A 20,360-nucleotide genomic window follows, 5' to 3' on the forward strand; every position below is an offset into this window, starting at 1 on the left:
CCTGATTATAAGCTATGGTGGCCAATTGATTTTCCATGGTTGCATTTGATCTTTATTATTTCTGCCCTTCCTTTCAAGCGCTAAGGGAACTCTCCTATCAAGCTCTTGAAAGAGCAATTTGGAGTAATTTCATAAGGCGAAATCAAAACATAGTGATAAACTTTTCTATTGTTTTCACAAGTATGACGGTTTGCATGGTTGCACCCTTCAAGCACAGTGGATTTTTCTTGCACGATGGAATCTTTCATATATGAGACAACATAATTAATTTATAACAGATAATTCAATGTATTATCTAAAAAATGCAACGAAATAGCTATTAATGTGAACATATGAATTAAAAAAACAAACATCGTGTACAAATAAATTCAAACATAATTGGGCACACGACTTATAACATTTTTTAGATGAACAAATAATAATACACCCCATGTCTTTAAACACAGAATGAAAATCATAAAATGAGCTCTAAGGATAATAGAAACTCTCCACAAAGAAGAGAAAGAGATGAAGACTCCAAAGACTTCATCATCACCATCCTTCACTATTTTATTAATATATTCATTTTATACAAGAATCTTTCCCTCAGAAGAAATAGCATTTGCAATAGCTTCTTCGCTTGCCTCATCGGGTAATAACATCTCATTATGGGCACATCCTGATGGGATCATAGGAAAACAATTTTCTAAATGATAAACACGACAATCAAAAAGAACAGGCTTATCACAATCAATCATCTGCTGAATTTTATCATCAAGTTCATCGGGTTTTGAACAATGAATTCCCACGGCTCCATAAGCTTGTGCCAATTTCACAAAGTCAGGCATAGATTCCGTATAAGAATGAGAAAGACGATTACCATGCAGCAATTGCTGCCACTGGCGAACCATTCCCATATATTGATTATTTAAAATGAAAATTTTCACCGGTGTGTCATGCTGAATAGCTGTTGCAAGCTCTTGAATATTCATCTGAATGGAGGCATCACCAGAAATACACACAACAAGCGCATCAGGATGCGCTATTTGAACACCTATAGCAGCAGGTAAACCATACCCCATCGTTCCAAGACCACCAGAAGTCATCCAATGTTTTGGTTCATCAAAATGATAATACTGCGCTGCCCACATCTGATGCTGCCCGACATCCGTTGTAATATAAGCATTCGCATCTTTGGTAAAAGCATACAGCCGTTCAAGAGCATATTGCGGCATAATGACATCTTTTTTCTCCGCATATGCCAATGAATTACGAGCTTTCCAACGGTTAATTTGCGTCCACCACGCCTCACGGACTTCACTGTTAAACGCTGGTTGCTGTATCTTTAAGAGTTGCGTTATATCTCCTAAAACACAAGCCACATCACCAATAATTGGAACTTCTGCTTTTACAATTTTATTGATAGAAGAAGGGTTAATATCAATATGAATAATACGCGCATGAGGTGCAAATGCATCAAGGCGCCCCGTGATACGATCATCAAATCGTGCTCCAACAGCTAACATGACATCACAATCATGCATGGCCATATTAGCCTCATAGGTTCCATGCATTCCAAGCATTCCAAGCCAATTTTTACCGGAAGCAGGATAAGCACCAAGTCCCATTAATGTTGAAGTAATCGGAAAATCCCCCAATTGAACCAAATTACGTAAAAGCTGTATAGCTTTCATCCCCGATGAAATAACACCACCACCAGAATAAATAATAGGGCGTTTTGCCTCAACTAAAAGAGAAACGGCAGATTCAATAGCCTTAGTATTCCCTTTCATCGATGGAAAAGAATGTAAAGACTCCTGAACTTGAGGTGCTCTATAAAATCCTGAAGCAAATTGAACATCCTTAGGAATATCAATCAAAACCGGACCAGGACGACCTGATTGAGCAAGAAAAAAAGCTTCATGAATAATAGCCGCAAGATCATTGACATTTTTAACCAGCCAATTACGCTTCGTACAAGGCTTTGTAATTCCAACTGTATCAGCCTCTTGAAAAGCATTTGTTCCAATCACCGTTGTTGACACCTGCCCAGAAAAACAAATAAGAGGTATCGAATCCATAAGAGCATCTTGCAAAGGTGTAACAGCATTCGTTGCCCCTGGACCAGAAGTCACAAGCATAACCCCTACCTTCCCTGTGCTGCGTGCATAGCCTTCAGCCGCATGCCCTGCGGCTTGTTCATGGCGCACCAAAATATGCTGGAGTGTATCTTGGTGATAAAGAACATCAAAAATAGGCAAAACAGCCCCACCAGGATAACCAAAAATATGTTCAACGCCTTGATCTATAAGAGCTTGAACCACTATTTCAGCGCCCGACATTATTTTTCCATCTGCACTCTCTTGCTTTCTTGGATCATTTCTCATTTTTCCCACTCACCTACTTTATAGGACAATAAAAAAGCCCCTAACGGAGCTCATAAAAAAAGCCCCCAAAGGAGCCCATTACACAACACATACTGTATGATTACCCCCATTATTCCAACGTATAAAATATATAAAAAATTCCTTGTAGGAAGATTTCTAATTCCATTGATACCATTCGTCAATAAAAAATTATATTTTCTAAAAAATTTCTTTTTCACGAATTATCTTTTATCTTTCGATAAGTTTCTTTGCAAAGCTCTAACTCTTTTATCAAAAAGTAAGCACCCATTCTTCATCAAATTGATTACGAAACCATGTCATTTGTCTTTTTGCATATCTCCTCGTTTGTATTTTCACCGCTTCAAGAGCATTCTCAAAGCTTCTATATCCATCCAAATAAGCCATAAACTCAGGTATACCAATAGCCTTCATTGCTGGTAATGAAGAGGAAAGTTTAAGTTTTTTCATAGCCACCACTTCTTCTAAAGCTCCTCTTTCAATCATAGAATCCAAGCGTTTATGAATACGTTCATAAAGCAGAGGACGTGGTGGCATGAGAAGAATTTTTTCGGTCAAATTCGGCGCAATGATAGGTGTTGTTTTTTGTTTCTGCCACCAACTGAGCGTCTTACCGGTTGCATCATAAACTTCCAAAGCACGTACAATACGCTGTCTATCGTGCGAAGAAATTTTTTCAGCAACAACAGCATCAATCTGAAACAACTGGCGATAAAGACTTTCAGGTCCCTCTTTATCAAGCAGCAAACGCCACTTCTGCCGCACAACATTTGGAACATGAGGGATTTCCGAAATCCCCTCTAAAAGAGCACGAAAATAAAGTCCTGTCCCACCAACAAAAACAACTGATTTTAAAGAAAAAGTAGCCAATAGCTTCTCGACATCACACAACCATTGCCCTACTGAATAATTCAAAGTAGGACTCACATGACCATAAAGATAATGGGGAACAATCGCGATATCAGCCTCCCCCGGCCGTGCCGTTAAAATATTTAAAACATCATAAACCTGCATTGAATCAGTATTAATAATGAGAGCATTCTTTTCTTGAGCCATTTGCAAGGCAAGTTCTGACTTCCCACTTGCCGTTGGCCCCGCTATTAATGTAACTTTTCTCTGTGTCATGAATAGCAATTTCTCCCAATCAATAACTTATTGCAACATGCAGACACCACCAAAGCCCCCTATGAAATTTATAAAAAATGGGCTTAATAACAACACCAAAGGAATTTCCAAGCATTTTTGCTATCATAGTTCAATAGTAAACTACAGCCATAATCATTCTGTCCGTTAGTCCATTAAAAACAAACATATTCTTTGTCATTATTTATGAAAATAATACTGAGCTTAACCTATACAATCAAACAGCTTTATTTTTTCCTATAAAAACAGTATACTAATCTGCTTTATAATAGGAGATTCAGAACTTGTCTTCTTCACGCTCTCTTTTTTATAACTATTTCTTCATCCATCACCAAGAAAGGTGTAAATATATATATAACTAATTTAGTCTAATATGATTTTTCTCTAAGATAGTTTTTTTCAAACTGAAGTGAAAAAAACGTTCTCCATAGCACATAAAGTACAATCACAAAGGACTAAAAGTCTCACTAAATAAAACATTATTTATAATAATAATTGACTTAAACACAAAACATAGATCTCTTATGCAGCATTTCAAAGTCTAGGCTGTTGCAAGATTGGAAACTAGCAAATCTATGATGGTGCCAACTTGTACTTTTATTTAACGTAGAAACAGAGCTGCCCAATGGATTTTATATTGCACACCCCATGCTCTCTATCGTGAAATGAGCTTGAGAAACATTGGATATCACATGCCTGACTTGCAAAATATCCCATTACTAAGGCTGATAAAAAACAAAAAAATAATTTTTAAGGATCAATCCATTAGGAGCGTTACGAACCGTAACTCTCCATCTGGACGCGCTACAATAAATAGAGCATTTTTGCGTCCAGCTTCACGTAATTTATGAATACGTTTTTTAGCCTCATCAATTGTTGTGATAGAACTCTGATTGATATCAACAATCACTTCACCAACGCGAATACGCTTTTTATCCGCTGCACTATTTTGTGCAACAGCTGTCACCACTAATCCTCGAAGTTTATCTGAAATTGAATAACGATGACGCAAATCCTCTGTCAGTTCAGATAACGTCATTCCCATAAATTGCATTGTCACGTTTTTCGACAGATCTTGATTTTTTTTATCAGCAACTTCTTCTGTATCTTCATTTGGATCTGTTTCAATCAAACGTCCAAGCTTAACTTTTACTGTTTCTTCTTGCCCATTGCGTAAAATAGTAACGTCCACCACTTTTCCTTCTGAACTTTCTGCAACTAAACGCGGCAAATCACGTGCATGCTTAATTTTGGAATTACCAAAGGAAAGAATAACATCTCCAGTTTGTAACTGGCTATTATCTACATTATTTTCTTCCGTCTGTTCTATTTTACCAGCCACCAATGCTCCCACAGCATTGTCCAATTTTAAACTTTTTGCAATATCCTCTGTTACCGGCTGAATACGAATAGCCAACCAACCACGCCTTATTTCTCCAAAATCACGCAATTGATTAATAACAGAAAGAGCCATATCCGATGGAATAGCAAATCCAATACCGATAGATCCTCCCGAAGGTGAAACAATTGCTGTATTAATGCCAATGACTTCACCATTTCTATCAAATAACGGACCACCAGAATTGCCCCGATTAATTGCTGCATCTGTTTGAATAAAATTATCATAGGGACCAGCATTAAGATCACGGTTACGTGCAGAAATAATACCAACCGTCACACTTCCACCAAAACCATAAGGATTACCAATAGCCATAACCCAGTCACCAATACGTGCTTTTTCTGAGTCACCAAAACGCACAGCTTTTAATTTTTTACTTCCTGCATCGACTTGAAGCAACGCCAAATCAGTTTTGCTATCCTTTCCAAGAAGCTTTGCCTTTAGTTTTGTACCATCCGTAAAATTAACTTCAATATCATCAGCATCTACAATAACATGATAATTTGTAACAATAATCCCTTTTTGCGCATCAATCACAAAACCAGACCCTAAAGAACGCACCTTTTGAAATTGACTATCTTTTTGACCATCCTTGGGTATAAAAAAATCACTAAAATATTCCTCCAGCAATGAATCTTTTGGGATAACGGGTACCGAGGTGTTTGCATCCTGTTCTGTTCCTTCAACAGTCTGCGCCGTGGAAATATTCACAACTGTTTCCAAAAGCTCAGAAGCTAAATCAGGAATAGAAAGCAATGCCTTGCTTGTCTCGGCTCCCCAAGACAAACTCACTGATCCTGATAGAAACAAAGTCACACAAAAAACAACTCTTGTGATAAAAAACTTTAAAAACGTATTTTTACTCACAACACTTCTATCCATGACATGCCTTTAATCAAAGATGCAAAGAGCCCCACTAAATTTATATACGGAAAACCAGCACGGCTCGATACTCTCTACCACTTTTACCATAAAAGAAAATGGTCACAGATCATTCTTTTCATGCAAAATCTTGTATCTGCAATCCATTATTTTATCTATTCTCTCCCGATTTTGGATCAGTTTTACTGAGGCCAGTATTCATTGTCGGTAAGAATGCTTTATTTGCCTGCGGCGGATTACGAAAATAGAAAAAGAAATCCTCATTTGGAGAAATCACCATCGGTGTTTTCTCTAAATTCTTGTATTGTTCCATCGCCAACCAAAAATCGTAAAAAGACGGATTAGCCTCCCTCGCATTCAATAAAAGACGAATACTTTCAGCTTGACCTTCACCACGGGTAATTTCAGCATCACGCTTTGCAGCTGCTACAATTTCTTCATATTCACGATTAGCTTCTGCCACAATACGATCTCGCTCCTGCTGACCACGAGCCCGGATATTTTCCGCAGCAGCTTCACGTTCAGCTGCCATTTGCCGATAGACATCTTCTGAAACAGCATCAGTCAAATCGGTTTTACGAATACGCACATCAACAATGGCAATACCCAACGAACCTGCATCTACAGAAAATTGCTTCTGTACTTCAGCCATCATCGCGCCTCGTTCATCCGATAAGGCTGCTTTAAATTCTCGCTTACCATAAACAGCACGCAAAGCGTCAATAAACCGTGGTGCAAGGTTTTCACGTGCCGCAATTTGTGGACGCCCAGAAGCAATGCGCTGTAAAAACAACTTAGGATCTGTAATACGGTAAATAAAGAACGCATCCACCTCATAATACGCACCACCACGAACCTGTACAGATTGTGTAGGAACATCGTAACGCAATAACCGATTATCAACAATGATCATCTTATCGATAAAGGGCGCCTTGAAATAGATTCCAGGATTAGATTCTACCTGAACAATTTGTCCAAAACGCTTAATTGCTACCTGTTGACGAGGATAGACGATAAAAACGGACATCCACAAAATCATCAAAACAAACACTATAGCACTAAAAACAAACAAAAAGCGAGATTGCTGCATAATTAATCTCCTCCAGAAATACGAGAATCTAAGAGTAACGCAGGACGCGCTGATGTTGCCTTTACTTTTTCCGATGACTTGCTACGCAACAATTCGTTCAAAGGCAAATAAGGCATCGCTGGAGAATTTGCCTGATCAAGAACCAGCTTATTTGGTGAAGAAAGAATCCGCCCCATCGTCTCCATGTAGAGACGGTAGCGAGCAGCTTCTGGTGAAATCGCAGCCTCTCGAGCTATCGCCTGAAAACGTTCAGCACGCCCTGTTGCCTCTTCAACCATTTGTGCCTTTTCACCTTTTGCGATTTCCCGTGTGCGTGAAGCTTCACCATTTGCTAAACCAATTTTCGTAAAACGCACACGATTCCCCTCTTCAATCATTCTTCCACGTTCCTGCTCCGCCTGCTGAACAGAATTAAACGCAGCAGCAACCTTTGTCGGAGGAGCAGCTTCACTGATAGAAACACGGCTTATTTCGACACCAAGTTGATATTTATCCACAGTCAACTGGATAATCTTTCTAACGTCATTAGCAACTTCTTCTTTCTTGTCACGTAAAACATCATCAACCGGCCGCGAACCAATGACCTCACGCATTGCACTCTCAGCAACTTGGCGGACAGTTCCCTCTTGATCATTCACATTGAATAAAAACTGACTAGGGTATGAAATCCGATAATAAACGGAAAAATTAACATTAACGATATTTTGATCACTCGAAAGCATTAAACCATCACTTTGTTGCGCCTGACCGGGCTTCCCACCAATCGCGATTGTTTTTTCCGTTAAAGGTACTTTCATATAGGTCTCAATTGGCCAAAAATGAAAATGCAACCCATCACCAATAATGCCTTCTTTAGGGATGCCAAAGCGCAACTCTACCGCTTGTTCATTTTGCTGAACAATATAAATTGACTGGTATAGCCAAAAAAACACAATAAGCAGAAGGAATAAAACAGAAAAACTGCTTCTCCCGAATTGTTTAAACTGATCCTGCCCTTTGCGCAAAATTTCATTAAGATTAGGACCATTTTCACCACCATTACCGCCACCAGAACCAAAGAGATTCTTAGCTGGTGTTTTTTTGTCACCACTGTTTTTATCGCCACTCCACGGGCCACCACCATTTTGATTTGTCCAGGGCATTATCACCTCTTTAACTGATTACCACTACTCGAACACCAACCATTTGCTTGATCTTATAGGGTGTCTCTTACCTCATTACAATACAACTGATAAACCCTTCCACTTCATATTACAAAAAATTATTTCCGCTCATAAACAACAAAACGTGTCGGATGACTATCTTTATCCCCTTTTGGAATATCTTGTGTTTGCACAATAGTCCACTTTTCTTTATCAAAAACAGGAAAAAAACTATCACCTTCTATAGAAGCTAAAACTTCTGTAAGGAATATTTTATCAGCCATATGCAACCCTTGTTGAAAAATTTCACCCCCACCAATAATAAAAATTTCCTCTACATCATTTTGAGAAGCAACATTTGTTGCAAGAGAACAAGCTTGCGATAAAGAGTGAGCAACAACAGCCCCTTCAGCACAAAAGGTACAATCACGCGTAATGACGATATTTGTACGCTCTGGTAAAGGTCTCCCAATAGAATCCCAAGTTTTTCTTCCCATAATAATGGGCTTACGCAACGTCAAAGCTTTAAAGCGTTGCAAATCCGTCGATAAATGCCACGGCATTGCACCTTCACGACCGATAACACCATTTTCTGCAACAGCAGCAATTAAACAAATGGAAATCGTCATATTGCTACCGGCGCTTTAATATGGGGTTGTGCTTCATAATTAAGCAACTCAAAATCCTCAAATTGAAAAGAAAAAAGATCTGTTACCGCTGGATTTATGCGCATACATGGCAAAGCATTTGGTATACGAGACAATTGATATTTTGCCTGTTCAAAATGATTAGAATAAAGATGAGCATCTCCCAGAGTATGAATAAAATCGCCTATTTTAAGACCGCTTACTTGCGCAATCATCATCGTTAGCAATGCGTAGGATGCAATATTGAATGGAACACCTAAGAAAATATCCGCCGAACGCTGATAAAGTTGACAAGATAATTTCCCCTCCGCAATGTAAAATTGAAAAAGACAATGACACGGAGGCAACGCCATTTCCTCTATTAATGCAGGATTCCAAGCTGACACAATCAAGCGACGAGAATCTGGCGTTTCCTTAATCATCGTTAAAAGATTGTTAATTTGATCAATATGGCGTCCATCAGGAGCAGGCCAAGAACGCCACTGATAACCATAAACAGGACCAAGATTTCCCTTTTCATCAGCCCACTCGTCCCAAATTGACACACCATGCTCTTTCAACCAAGCGATATTTGTATCGCCTTTAAGAAACCACAAAAGTTCATAAATAATTGAACGTAAGTGTAGTTTCTTTGTTGTCAACAACGGAAATCCTGCTTGTAAATCAAAGCGCATCTGATACCCAAAAATAGATCGCGTTCCAACACCCGTTCGATCTGTCCGATCAATACCCTGATTTAAAACATGAGATAAAAGAGCAAGATATGATTTCATAGGGCTATTATGTCCGATTCTTCTCATTATAGAAAATAAAAACTGTAAAATCCGTACAAAGATAATTCAAATCTTTTTCCAAAAACATCTTACACAAGAAATTATCATGATCTGACTAAATTTTTGATGCAAAAGATAAAATACTATAGACAGCTTCTAAAAAAATGACATAAATGAACAAAGATGGATGAACATGAAATAAAGGGATCGACTATGGAAAAACAAGAAGCTTTAAAACCACATGATACAAGAAAACGTATCTGGGCTATCGTGTCCAGTGCATCAGGTAATCTAGTAGAATGGTATGACTTTTATGTTTATTCCTTTACATCTATTTATTTTGCATCACAATTCTTTCCCTCAGATGGCAATGACGTTACGCAACTTTTAAAAGCGGCGGGTGTTTTTGCTATTGGTTTTCTTATGCGCCCAATCGGCGGATGGCTTTTTGGCTTCATTGCCGATCGTTATGGACGCAAACGCTCAATGCTTATCTCTGTTTTTATGATGTGTGGTGGTTCGTTCTTAATCGCCCTACTTCCTACCTATGAAACCATTGGAATGGCAGCAGGAATTCTTTTACTTTTACTCAGAATGCTTCAGGGGCTTTCTGTCGGTGGTGAATATGGTACAACAGCAACTTATATGAGCGAAATCGCCCTCAAAAATCGCCGAGGATTTTTTAGCTCTTTCCAATATACCACACTGATTGGTGGTCAACTTCTAGCCAGTCTCGTTATATTCATTTTAGCGCTTTATCTCACCGAAGATCAGCTAAAAGCGTGGGGCTGGCGTATTCCATTTGCCATTGGTGGATGCGGCGCAATTGTTGCGATTTATCTACGCCGCACACTCCATGAGACAACGACCAAAGAAAGTCGTTCTAGTGCACAAGCTGGTAGTATTAGGGGACTTCTGAGCAACCACCGAAAAGCTTTCTTTCTGGTTATTGGCTTTACAGCTGGAGGATCGCTCACATTCTACACCTATACGACTTACATGCAGAAATATCTGATCACAACCACTGGCTTTGATAAACATACAGCCACAACAATCATGACAGCTGCACTCTTTGTTTTCATGTTACTCCAACCCCTCTTTGGTGCTCTTGCAGATAAAATTGGAACAAGAACTTCACTCCTTATTTGGAGTGTCTTATCTATTATCTTTACCATTCCTGGACTTAATATGATTGGTAGTACTGATAGTACATGGATTGCTTTATCAGTCATTACTGGAATGCTCTGCATTATGAGCTTTTATACATCTATCTCTGGCATTGTAAAATCAGAAATGTTTCCCGCTTCAGTACGAGCAATAGGAGTTGGGCTCTCTTATGCTATTGCCAACGCACTGTTTGGCGGTTCTGCTGAATATGTTGCGCTTGGATTAAAAGATCTTGGATATGAATCTGTCTTCTATTTTTATATAACCGGCATGATGATTATTGCATTCATCTCTGTTCTCTTAATGCCAGATGCTCGCAAAAAAGGGTATTTACAAGGAGACGATATTCATTAACCTTTAATGTTAAAAAACAAGGATTTTAACAAAAAAGCCCAGTATTCTGGGCTTTTTTATATTCTTTCCGATAGCAGTTTAAAGCTCACAATTTTTTATCCCTTCAAACACTCTAAAGAAGCAATGTTCCCTCCTGCACACGCCGCTTATAAAAATAAATGGCTTCATATTATTATGTAATAAATACTTCTTTTACTGAATTTAATTCACTGAAGATAAAAAACGTTTGATTTATTTTAATATTCCCATTCCCACTCAAAGTCGAAGACAAGTGATTATCTTTCAAGAAATTTTATCAATAATAAAGATTACACTCATGATTTTGTTTAATACGTTCTTAATGGTACCCCTCATGCAACACAAATCCTTTCATGAAAAATAGAAAATACCATTATATTATGAATTCACACACTTTTTTGAGAAACATTTCTCAATGCACCCAACTCCATTTCACAACGGCACTCGTGAATGACATAACGTAAAAGCCCCGTAAAGTATAAACATGGGCACTACTCTCTTTACACTTAATAAAAGTGCAAGCCGCTATCATTATATTATTGATGAACTCTTAATATTGTACTCCCCCTTAACACTTAAGATCATTCATAAAAAGTATTTTAACAGATACACCAACCTTGCATGCAATAGTCAATAACATCATTTTACGAAACAACATCAAGCATATAAACTAAAGAGTATCATATCTTCATAAACACTCTGCATATGCAAATAATTCACAATCAAACAAAAAATAATATTTCCTTAAGGATAGTAAAAAGCGTATGATTTACGCAATATAACAACACCATGAGCCCAAAACACCACTGATAGCTCTAGAAAAAATCTTTATGTTTCCCTAAAAAATTATCATGATACAATGGCGTTTTTATAATGCACATCGTAAATAGCTTTAAAAAGAAGAAAAGTTATAAATCTAAAAGGGGAATACTTCATGAATAATCAAACAACTTTAGATCCACATGATACAAGGAAACGTATTTTTGCTATCATATCCAGCGCATCAGGAAATCTGGTAGAATGGTACGACTTTTATGCTTACTCCTTTGCATCGGTTTATTTTGCATCACAGTTTTTTCCTGAAGATGAAGATATTGTTACACAACTGTTAAAAACGGCAGGAATCTTTTTTATTGGCTTTCTTATGCGTCCAATTGGAGCATGGCTCTTTGGCTGCATTGCCGATCGTTACGGACGCAAACGCTCAATGCTTATTTCTGTTTTTATGATGTGTGGTGGCTCTTTTCTCATTGCCATACTTCCCACTTATAAAACCTTGGGAATAACAGCAGCATTTCTTCTCCTTTTAGTCCGTATGTTTCAAGGACTTTCCGTTGGCGGTGAATATGGTACAGCAGCAACTTATATGAGCGAAGTTGCACCGAAAAATCGTCGCGGGCTCTTTGCTTCTTTTCAATATGCAACAACGATCTCAGGTCAACTTCTCGCAAGTTTTATAATATTTATTTTAGCCCTTTACCTTACTGAAGATCAGTTAAAAGCGTGGGGATGGCGTATTCCTTTTGTGATTGGTGGCTTTGGAGCAATCGTTGCAATTTATCTGCGTAGTTTGCTCCATGAAACAACAACCCACAAAAGCCGCTCTGAAAAACATGCTGGTAGTCTTCGAGAACTTTTTCGCAATCATAAAAAAGCTTTCTTTTTGGTTGTTGGCTTTACAGCTGGTGGATCACTCACATTTTATACATACACCACTTATATGCAAAAATATCTGATCACAACCACGGGCTTTGATAAACAAACCGCAACAACGATAATGACTGCCGCCCTCTTTGTTTTTGTGCTACTCCAACCCCTTTTTGGTTCCCTAGCCGATAAAATTGGAGCAAGAGCTTCACTCATTAGTTGGGGGGCATTATCCATTATCTGCACCATTCCTGTACTTAAAATGATCGGTAATGCCCATAATCCATGGACAGCACTCTTAATTATTATTGGAATACTCTGTGTTATGAGTTTTTATACGTCCATTGCTGGTATCATAAAAGCAGAATTGTTCCCTGCTTCAATCCGAGCAATTGGTGTTGGATTTGCTTTTGCCATTGGCAACGCACTCTTTGGCGGTTCTGCTGAATATGTAGCGCTTGGATTAAAAAATATGGGATACGAATCTGTTTTCTTTTTTTACATCGTTGGTATGATGGTCATTGCACTCATCTCTATTCTTCTTATGCCCGATATAGATAAAGGAGGATATCTCGATAAAGACGATAGACTTCATTAAACTTATTTTCTGGATAAAAAAGCCCAAGAAATTGGGCTTTTTTTGATCTCCTCTCCACCCTAGTAAAGAACGAAAAGCCCGCCCTACATTCGTCTTACAAACGACTCAGTTTCTCTTAAATTGTCTATAGTTACTGCCTCTTTATGTAATTTACTTGATAAGATTCTATGGGCAGCCCTACCCTAAATATTTATCACGATATCTAAAAAACACCTCATACGGAAAACCTTATCTGAGGCTTACCTCACCCTCCTAAATGATGATATGTTATGATACAATAAGATAAGTAAAGACACAAAATCCCCTTTTACATTACTTAAGCTTTATGAAATATTTTCAGTTTTTGAGCTTTCTGTTCATAAAGACCATCTCTTCTATGATCTTCCGGTATGATTCCAATAATTGCATTCTTCTCATAAAGTTTAAAGGTATCTTGATCTACTTTTCAATGTTCTCTCCCTTTAAATGCAATATGATAACTTTTTATTCTACAACACAAGTAAAAATCTTAAAACGAATGACAACATAACTCTAATAGATCATCTTAAAGAGTTTCCCTAAGAAATTGTTATAATACAATTGAATTTTTCTGGAAATCATAAACAATTATGTTTAGAAAATATGAACTATAAATCCAAAAGGGGAACAATTCATGAAAAATGAAACAACTTCAGCATCACAGGATGCAAGAAAACGTGTTTTTGCTATTATAGCAAGCGCATCAGGAAATCTCGTAGAATGGTATGATTTTTACGTTTACTCATTTGCATCAATTTATTTTGCATCACAATTCTTTCCCTCCGATGGTGATACGATTACGCCACTGTTAAAAACCGCGGGTGTGTTTTTTATTGGCTTTCTTATGCGCCCTATTGGAGCTTGGTTTTTAGGGTTTGTCGCCGATCGTTATGGACGTAAACGCTCGATGCTTATATCCATTTTTATGATGTGTGGTGGCTCTTTTTTCATCGCCATACTTCCCACCTATGAAACCTTAGGAATAACATCAGCAATCCTTTTACTTTTAGCTCGGATGATGCAAGGACTTTCAGCGGGTGGTGAATATGGTACAGCAGCCACTTATATGAGCGAAGTTGCCCTCAAAAAACATCGTGGGCTTTTTGCTTCTTTCCAATCTGCCACCCTTATTACAGGTCAACTTCTTGCCAGCTTCATTATATTTATTCTAGCATCTTATCTCTCTGAAGATCAGTTAAAAGCATGGGGATGGCGCATTCCTTTTGTAATTGGTGGATTCGGGGCAGTGATTGCGATTTATCTGCGTCGTTCTCTCCACGAAACAACCACGAAAGAAAGCCGCTCTCACAAACACTCTGGCAGTCTTAAGGAACTACTCACCAAGCATACAAAAGCCGTTGTCGTAATTGCATGCTTTGCATCAGGAGGATCACTCACATTTTACACCTTTACGACTTATATGCAAAAATATCTGATCACAACTACCGGCTTTGATAAACATACCGCAACAACGATTATGACAGCTGTACTATTTATTTTCATCCTATTCCAACCCATAGCTGGTATCATAGCCGATAAAATTGGAACAAAAACTTTACTTATCATTTGGAGTATACTCTCTGTCATCTTTACATTTCCTGGACTCTGGATAATCGGTAATACGCATAGTATATGGATTGCCTTTTCCGTCATTATTGGCTTGCTCTTCATTATGAGCATGTATACATCCATCTCTGGTGTCGTAAAATCAGCAATGTTTCCCTCTTCAATACGCGCATTAGGCGTTAGCATCTCTCATGCCATTGGTAACGCCTTATTTGGTGGTTCTGCTGAATACGTTGCGCTTGGATTAAAAAAGTACGGTCATGAATCACTCTTTTATTTTTATATAACCGTCGTGATGATCATGGCATTCATTGCTCTTCTCTTTGTCCCAAGTATGCGTAAAGGAGGCTACCTCCAAGAGGATGAAAAACATTAATCCTTTTTATCAACGAAAAAGCCCAAGAAATTGGGCTTTTTTTTATCATTATCACAAATTTAATATTGTTTAAATTTTATGAAGTGCATTAAGTTGCTTAGCAACTAGATAATAAAAAGTCATACGACTTTTTCTACGCTCTCCAGACATCATCTCAGCCACTTTTGAAACAGCCATTTTAGCACTCTTCTCATCAGCTTCTAAAACATCTTGAACCCATTTTTCAACACGTTCTAACTCTTTTGGATCCGACGTAGCAACAAGCGCTGCATCCTGCTTTTTCATCACCAAAGCTAAACGACGGCTAAGTCGTTCTACTGCTGCTTCATCGGGATTTGAATCATATAGTTTAATATCTGCTAAATTATTTGTCATTTTGCATCATCTCCTCTCCAAAAATGAGCGGACTATACTTTACAGCCGCACCATATAGCTCCATAAATAATTAGAGGATTAAAAATATTAACAACCCCCCCTTTTCCTAAGACTGTTCTTCATCTATATTTAGAGGGCTGGTTTACCAGCTATGGTAATAAATGGACGGTGAAATAAACCTATTGGACCCGGGGGCGGTACCCGGCGCCTCCACCAAAATATAAGAAACCAAAGTTATATTTTGGTGGGGGCGAAATAGGATCGACAAGGGTGTAAAGATCGCTCTTTTACTCGGCATTGTACCACCGTTATCGGGCTAAATGAGTAGTTGCAAATGACAACTATGCGGAAGCACGTCTCGCCGCTTAAGGTGGTGTGAATGTTTCAATTTGAGCCTTAAACCGTCGCAGGTTTAAGCGGGGTTCGGAGGCACCTGGCAACAGAAGCCTTCACTTTTTTAAATGTTGTTGATTGATCTTTCAGACATTATTTACCATAGAGTTTCGTATTTATTCGATTTATTGAGGTGCATCGTAGAAAAAATCTGCTAATTTAAAATATATTCTATCACACAATATCAATACGCCCCATTCTGCTACGTGAAATAAAAGGAAAAAACTTCGATGGTTAAAGATCAAATCCGTTACGATATTCTCGTTCAGGATGCGCTTCGTGGAGTTATCCGTAAAGTTTTATCGGAAGTTGCCAAAGCAGGTCTTCCGGGAAATCATCATTTTTTTATAACTTTTTTGACAAATGCCCCAGGCGTTAAAATTTCTCCTCGGCTAAAAAATCGCTATCCCGAGCAAATGACAATCGTCTTACAGCATCAATTTAGAGATCTCAGTGTTTCAGAAACAGCTTTCGAAGTAACTCTCTCTTTCAGGGAAATAACCGAAAAGCTCGTGATTCCTTTTACTTCCATTCAGGTCTTTTACGATCCTGTAGCAGCATTTGAAGCAGCATTTGATCTGCCCTCAAATCTGACCTCTGGAGAAAGTGAAAATTCAGAAAATACCTCAACTACGCCCATTACCTTATCAAACAAACAAAAAAAAGAAAATACGCTTACAAAAGAACAAAATCTCAGTACAAATAAAGAACCTTCAAATAACGATGCAAAACAAAATCAAAGTGCTGATGTTGTTTCTTTAGATTCCTTTCGGAAAAAATAATTTTTCTCATGACTGAATTGATTAATCTTCGCCAATTTCGAAAACAAAAAAAACGTACAGAAAAATCTCTTTGTGCTGAGCAAAATCGTTATCGTTTTGGACGAACAAAAACTGAAAAAAATTTTGAGCAGCAAAAATCTTTAAAAATGCAAAAATTTCTTGATCAAAATCGTTTGCGAAACGACGAATAAAGGTGGAAAAATGCACGAAAATAATTCTATCGATTGGTCAAAAGTCATTCCACGAAAGATATCTGTTCGCGTTGATGGACACGCAACAAGCGTCTCTTTAGAACCACCATTTTTAGATATTCTAAAAGATATAGCCCGCAAAAAAGGACAATCTTTAGCCTTTATTATTACCGATATTGATAGCAAAAGACCACAACAAGTAAATCTTTCGGCTTCGTTACGCGTTTATGCCCTTCAAAGCGTTCTCACCCAACGCCTTTAATGTTTGTGCTTATTTTTTTACGTTCTCTTTCTGTCTGTTCAACTGAAACTGTTGTGACTTTTTAAGAGAAGTTTTTTTTAATCTAGAACTTCAATGAAAAAAAGACTACAAAAGAGATATAATGAGTAATTTTTCTGATCACACCATACCTTTCTTTGAAGAAGATTTCCCTCCAGACCATGATAAGAAGAGCTCTGATTTTTTCTCCCATACTCTAAAAGAACAAAAATCATATAACACAGACTATTTAGAACAACTCAATCCAGAACAGCAACAAGCTGTTATGAATACTGAGGGACCTCTTTTAGTTCTTGCAGGTGCTGGTACAGGAAAAACGCGCGTTTTAACAACCCGTATTTCTCACATTTTACGCTCTGGACTTGCCTCTCCTCAGCAAATACTTGCTGTCACTTTCACCAACAAAGCAGCACGTGAAATGAAAATACGTATTGGTGAACTTATTGGAGAAGTTGTTGAAGGTATGCCTTGGCTTGGAACCTTTCATTCCACTGGAGCTAAAATTTTACGCCGTCACGCAGAGCTTGTTGATTTAAAAAGAAACTTTATAATTCTCGATAGCGATGATGTTCTTCGACTTTTAAAACAACTTATTCAAGCTGAAGGATTAGACGATAAGCGTTGGCCCGCACGAAACCTTGCCATGATGATTGATTCTTGGAAAAATCAAGGACTTTCACCAACACATATCTCAAAAAGTGATGCTCATTCCTTTGGTAACGGCATGGGACGTGAACTTTATCACAGTTATCAAAATCGATTAAAAGATCTTAATGCTTGTGATTTTGGTGACCTTCTACTTCATTCTATCTCTATCTTCCAACATAATCCAGATATTCTTCGCGAATACCATTCTCAATTTCGTTATATTCTTGTCGATGAATATCAGGATACAAATACAGCACAATATCTTTGGCTTCGCCTTTTGGCCCAACATCCTCAAGGTCAACATGTTAATCTTTGTTGTGTTGGTGATGATGATCAATCCATTTATGGATGGCGTGGTGCAAAAGTCGAAAACATATTACGTTTTGAAAAAGATTTTCCTTCTGCTAAAATTATTCGTCTAGAACGCAATTATCGCTCAACATCTCATATTCTTAAAACCGCCTCCCATCTCATTGCTCATAATGAAGAAAGACTGGGAAAAGTCCTTTTTTCTGCTCAAATAAAGAGTGAGGAAGAAAAGGTAAAAATTCATTCAGCATGGGATTCGGCAGAAGAAGCTCGAGCAATCGGAGAAGAAATCGAACGCGCACAACAAACCGGTCATGCATTAAATCATATGGCTATATTGGTACGCGCATCATTTCAAATGCGTGAATTTGAAGATCGCTTTGTAACACTTGGCCTTAATTATCGCGTCATTGGTGGTCCTCGTTTTTATGAGCGAATGGAAATACGTGATGCCATGGCTTATTTACGCATTGTTGTCCAACCTACTGATGATTTAGCTTTTGAGCGTGTTATTAATACACCGAAACGCGGCATAGGAGATGCAACCCTGCGCATTCTTTATGAGAGTGCACGTGCACGTGCTGTTCCTCTCTTTTCTGCTGCCGCTGACATCATTGAAACAGATGAATTAAAGCCTAAGGCACGCAGTGCGTTACGAAGCCTTATTGAAAACTTCCGCCGCTGGCAAAATATGCTTCAAGACACTCCTCATAGAGAACTTGCCGAGATCGTCCTTGATGATTCTGGTTATACAACCATGTGGTTAGAAGATCGTTCACCAGAAGCTCCTACAAGACTAGAAAATCTTAAAGAAATGATTCGTTCCATGGAACAATTTGAAAATCTTCAAAGTTTTTTGGAACATGTTGCACTCGTTATGGAAACGGAAAATAATGAAAATATGGATGCAGTCAACATCATGACACTTCATTCAGCCAAAGGGCTTGAATTTGAAACAGTTTTTCTTCCAGGTTGGGAAGAAGGACTCTTTCCCCACCAGCGCTCATTAGATGAAGGTGGACGTTCAGGATTAGAAGAAGAACGGCGTCTTGCTTACGTAGGTCTAACAAGAGCAAAAAAACATTTGCATATATGGTTTGTATCGAATCGAAGAATTCATGGACTTTGGCAACCTGCTCTTCCCTCCCGTTTTCTAGATGAATTACCAGCAGAACATATAGAAGTTGTAGAAATGCAAACATCCTATGGTGGTTATGGAAAATCTTCCTTTCAACATCACGATTCCTTTTATAATGACTATGCAACAGCAAGACAAAAGCGTACACAAAAAAACAAAAATATTGAAGGGAAAGTTATCTCTCAATCAATCTCTCATGTACCATCAGATTTTTCTGTCAATGATCGGATTTTTCACATAAAATTTGGTTATGGTCGTATTACAACAATAGACGATCATAAATTGACAATAATGTTCGAAAAAGCCGGAGAAAAGCGTGTACTAGACAATTTTGTAAACAAAGCTTAATTACAAGTAAACCACGATCAGTTTTTTCAAGAAACCACTTTATTTTATTCTGAATGTCATTTCCATTTACGAACAAAAGCTTCAATGGGCAAATTTTGCATATCAGGCAATGCGTTGTGAATTTTATCAAGCGGCCAATCCCACCAAGCCATATCTAAAAGGCATTCTATGACATGATTGGGAAAACGCATCCGCAACCGTTTAGCAGGCACCCCAACAACAATCGTATATGGCAAAACATCTTTCGTTATAACAGCGTTCGCGCCAATGATAGCGCCATGACCAATTGTCACCCCAGGCATAATAACCGCACCATATCCAATCCACACATCATGCCCAATAATAACACGTTTTGCACAACGCCTTTCACGAAAACCACTATCTAATGCCATATAACGAAAATATTCGTTTGGACGATAGGTTATTTTATGCGTTGAAACGCGCTCCATAGGATGCTCCAACGCATTCATCCGTACATGAGATGCAATAGAACAAAAGCGCCCAATATCGCTATAAATAGCCTCACTATTACGCTCTAAATAAGAAAAATCTCCAACGGTTACATCCCGTAAAATCACCCGCTCATTAATTTCCACATAGCGCCCTAATTTACAACCATGCAGCCGCGCTGTCGTATGGATACGAGGCTCACTTTCATGAAATCGAAGATCTTTCTCAATATTCATACATCT

The 20,360-nt window shown here is 38.2% G+C and carries 16 protein-coding genes and 1 other RNA gene; 8 read left to right on the forward strand and 9 right to left on the reverse strand.

Going from position 1 to position 20,360, the window contains the following annotated elements; translation table 11 throughout:
* Window positions 1-566: 566 nt before the first annotated feature.
* The 7 genes from ACFIJW_RS01285 to ACFIJW_RS01315 all read right to left on the reverse strand — a co-directional run bounded on the left by ACFIJW_RS01285 (window position 567) and on the right by ACFIJW_RS01315 (window position 9,460).
* The gene (locus tag ACFIJW_RS01285; RefSeq protein WP_375632957.1) at window positions 567-2,366 is read right to left on the reverse strand and encodes an acetolactate synthase 3 large subunit; all 1,800 of its coding nucleotides are present in this window, start codon (window positions 2,364-2,366) and stop codon (window positions 567-569) included.
* A gap of 270 nt (window positions 2,367-2,636) precedes the next feature.
* A complete protein-coding gene (gene miaA, locus ACFIJW_RS01290) occupies window positions 2,637-3,509 on the reverse strand; it encodes a tRNA (adenosine(37)-N6)-dimethylallyltransferase MiaA (RefSeq protein WP_375632959.1) in 873 nt (290 codons plus the stop codon).
* A gap of 775 nt (window positions 3,510-4,284) precedes the next feature.
* A complete protein-coding gene (locus ACFIJW_RS01295) occupies window positions 4,285-5,808 on the reverse strand; it encodes a Do family serine endopeptidase (protein ID WP_375632961.1) in 1,524 nt (507 codons plus the stop codon).
* A gap of 151 nt (window positions 5,809-5,959) precedes the next feature.
* Window positions 5,960-6,898, reverse strand: coding sequence for a protease modulator HflC (gene hflC, locus ACFIJW_RS01300; protein ID WP_375628861.1), 939 nt, complete (start codon window positions 6,896-6,898; stop codon window positions 5,960-5,962).
* A 2-nt stretch (window positions 6,899-6,900) separates the two neighbouring features.
* Window positions 6,901-8,040, reverse strand: coding sequence for an FtsH protease activity modulator HflK (hflK, locus tag ACFIJW_RS01305; protein WP_375632963.1), 1,140 nt, complete (start codon window positions 8,038-8,040; stop codon window positions 6,901-6,903).
* Window positions 8,041-8,159: 119 nt separating this feature from the next.
* Window positions 8,160-8,669 (reverse strand): dihydrofolate reductase, encoded by a 510-nt coding sequence (locus ACFIJW_RS01310; protein WP_375632965.1) that lies wholly within the window; start codon window positions 8,667-8,669, stop codon window positions 8,160-8,162.
* Window positions 8,666-9,460, reverse strand: coding sequence for a thymidylate synthase (locus tag ACFIJW_RS01315; RefSeq protein ID WP_375618242.1), 795 nt, complete (start codon window positions 9,458-9,460; stop codon window positions 8,666-8,668). Before ACFIJW_RS01315 ends, ACFIJW_RS01310 begins: the two co-directional genes overlap by 4 nt.
* Window positions 9,461-9,673: 213 nt before the next feature.
* Between ACFIJW_RS01315 and ACFIJW_RS01320 the strand changes: the two genes are divergently transcribed.
* The 3 genes from ACFIJW_RS01320 (at window position 9,674) to ACFIJW_RS01330 (ending at window position 15,204) form a co-directional block, all read left to right on the forward strand.
* Entirely contained in the window at window positions 9,674-10,981 is a 1,308-nt protein-coding gene (locus ACFIJW_RS01320; protein WP_375632967.1) for an MFS family transporter, read from the forward strand.
* 952 nt (window positions 10,982-11,933) lie between these two features.
* Complete coding sequence (locus tag ACFIJW_RS01325; protein ID WP_375632969.1) at window positions 11,934-13,244, forward strand: MFS family transporter; 1,311 nt, start codon at window positions 11,934-11,936, stop codon at window positions 13,242-13,244.
* 652 nt (window positions 13,245-13,896) lie between these two features.
* Complete coding sequence (locus ACFIJW_RS01330; RefSeq protein ID WP_375632971.1) at window positions 13,897-15,204, forward strand: MFS transporter; 1,308 nt, start codon at window positions 13,897-13,899, stop codon at window positions 15,202-15,204.
* A 69-nt stretch (window positions 15,205-15,273) separates the two neighbouring features.
* Here ACFIJW_RS01330 and ACFIJW_RS01335 read toward each other — a convergent pair whose 3' ends face one another.
* On the reverse strand, window positions 15,274-15,579 hold the full coding sequence (locus ACFIJW_RS01335) for a DUF2853 family protein (RefSeq protein ID WP_375618238.1): 306 nt from the start codon (window positions 15,577-15,579) through the stop codon (window positions 15,274-15,276).
* Window positions 15,580-15,676: 97 nt separating this feature from the next.
* Here ACFIJW_RS01335 and ssrA point away from each other — a divergent pair.
* The 5 genes from ssrA (at window position 15,677) to ACFIJW_RS01360 (ending at window position 19,668) form a co-directional block, all read left to right on the forward strand.
* Window positions 15,677-16,033: a transfer-messenger RNA gene (gene ssrA / locus ACFIJW_RS01340) on the forward strand.
* Between the two features lie 169 nt (window positions 16,034-16,202).
* On the forward strand, window positions 16,203-16,754 hold the full coding sequence (locus tag ACFIJW_RS01345; RefSeq protein WP_375612012.1) for an SspB family protein: 552 nt from the start codon (window positions 16,203-16,205) through the stop codon (window positions 16,752-16,754).
* Window positions 16,755-16,762: 8 nt separating this feature from the next.
* Entirely contained in the window at window positions 16,763-16,945 is a 183-nt protein-coding gene (locus tag ACFIJW_RS01350) for a DUF4169 family protein (protein WP_375612011.1), read from the forward strand.
* Between the two features lie 10 nt (window positions 16,946-16,955).
* Window positions 16,956-17,207, forward strand: coding sequence for a ribbon-helix-helix domain-containing protein (locus ACFIJW_RS01355; RefSeq protein ID WP_273788067.1), 252 nt, complete (start codon window positions 16,956-16,958; stop codon window positions 17,205-17,207).
* A 121-nt stretch (window positions 17,208-17,328) separates the two neighbouring features.
* A complete protein-coding gene (locus ACFIJW_RS01360; protein WP_375632973.1) occupies window positions 17,329-19,668 on the forward strand; it encodes an ATP-dependent helicase in 2,340 nt (779 codons plus the stop codon).
* A 56-nt stretch (window positions 19,669-19,724) separates the two neighbouring features.
* On the opposite strand, the gene ACFIJW_RS01365 is transcribed toward ACFIJW_RS01360, so the two are convergent.
* Window positions 19,725-20,354: a DapH/DapD/GlmU-related protein gene (locus tag ACFIJW_RS01365; RefSeq protein ID WP_375632975.1), complete on the reverse strand. Its 630-nt coding sequence runs from the start codon at window positions 20,352-20,354 to the stop codon at window positions 19,725-19,727.
* Between the last annotated feature and the right edge of the window lie 6 nt (window positions 20,355-20,360).

The sequence above is a fragment of the Bartonella sp. MM97QHHN genome, from assembly GCF_042194285.1.
Classification (GTDB): domain Bacteria; phylum Pseudomonadota; class Alphaproteobacteria; order Rhizobiales; family Rhizobiaceae; genus Bartonella.

Coding starts and splice junctions, on each gene's coding strand:
- miaA (WP_375632959.1), bottom strand. CDS start 3,509: ATGACACAGAGAAAAGTTACATTAATAGCGGGGCCAACGGCAAGTGGG.
- ACFIJW_RS01285 (WP_375632957.1), bottom strand. CDS start 2,366: ATGAGAAATGATCCAAGAAAGCAAGAGAGTGCAGATGGAAAAATAATG.
- ACFIJW_RS01345 (WP_375612012.1), top strand. CDS start 16,203: ATGGTTAAAGATCAAATCCGTTACGATATTCTCGTTCAGGATGCGCTT.
- ACFIJW_RS01365 (WP_375632975.1), bottom strand. CDS start 20,354: ATGAATATTGAGAAAGATCTTCGATTTCATGAAAGTGAGCCTCGTATC.
- ACFIJW_RS01325 (WP_375632969.1), top strand. CDS start 11,934: ATGAATAATCAAACAACTTTAGATCCACATGATACAAGGAAACGTATT.
- ACFIJW_RS01360 (WP_375632973.1), top strand. CDS start 17,329: ATGAGTAATTTTTCTGATCACACCATACCTTTCTTTGAAGAAGATTTC.
- ACFIJW_RS01335 (WP_375618238.1), bottom strand. CDS start 15,579: ATGACAAATAATTTAGCAGATATTAAACTATATGATTCAAATCCCGAT.
- hflK (WP_375632963.1), bottom strand. CDS start 8,040: ATGCCCTGGACAAATCAAAATGGTGGTGGCCCGTGGAGTGGCGATAAA.
- ACFIJW_RS01310 (WP_375632965.1), bottom strand. CDS start 8,669: ATGACGATTTCCATTTGTTTAATTGCTGCTGTTGCAGAAAATGGTGTT.
- ACFIJW_RS01295 (WP_375632961.1), bottom strand. CDS start 5,808: ATGGATAGAAGTGTTGTGAGTAAAAATACGTTTTTAAAGTTTTTTATC.
- ACFIJW_RS01320 (WP_375632967.1), top strand. CDS start 9,674: ATGGAAAAACAAGAAGCTTTAAAACCACATGATACAAGAAAACGTATC.
- ACFIJW_RS01355 (WP_273788067.1), top strand. CDS start 16,956: ATGCACGAAAATAATTCTATCGATTGGTCAAAAGTCATTCCACGAAAG.
- ACFIJW_RS01315 (WP_375618242.1), bottom strand. CDS start 9,460: ATGAAATCATATCTTGCTCTTTTATCTCATGTTTTAAATCAGGGTATT.
- ACFIJW_RS01330 (WP_375632971.1), top strand. CDS start 13,897: ATGAAAAATGAAACAACTTCAGCATCACAGGATGCAAGAAAACGTGTT.
- hflC (WP_375628861.1), bottom strand. CDS start 6,898: ATGCAGCAATCTCGCTTTTTGTTTGTTTTTAGTGCTATAGTGTTTGTT.
- ACFIJW_RS01350 (WP_375612011.1), top strand. CDS start 16,763: ATGACTGAATTGATTAATCTTCGCCAATTTCGAAAACAAAAAAAACGT.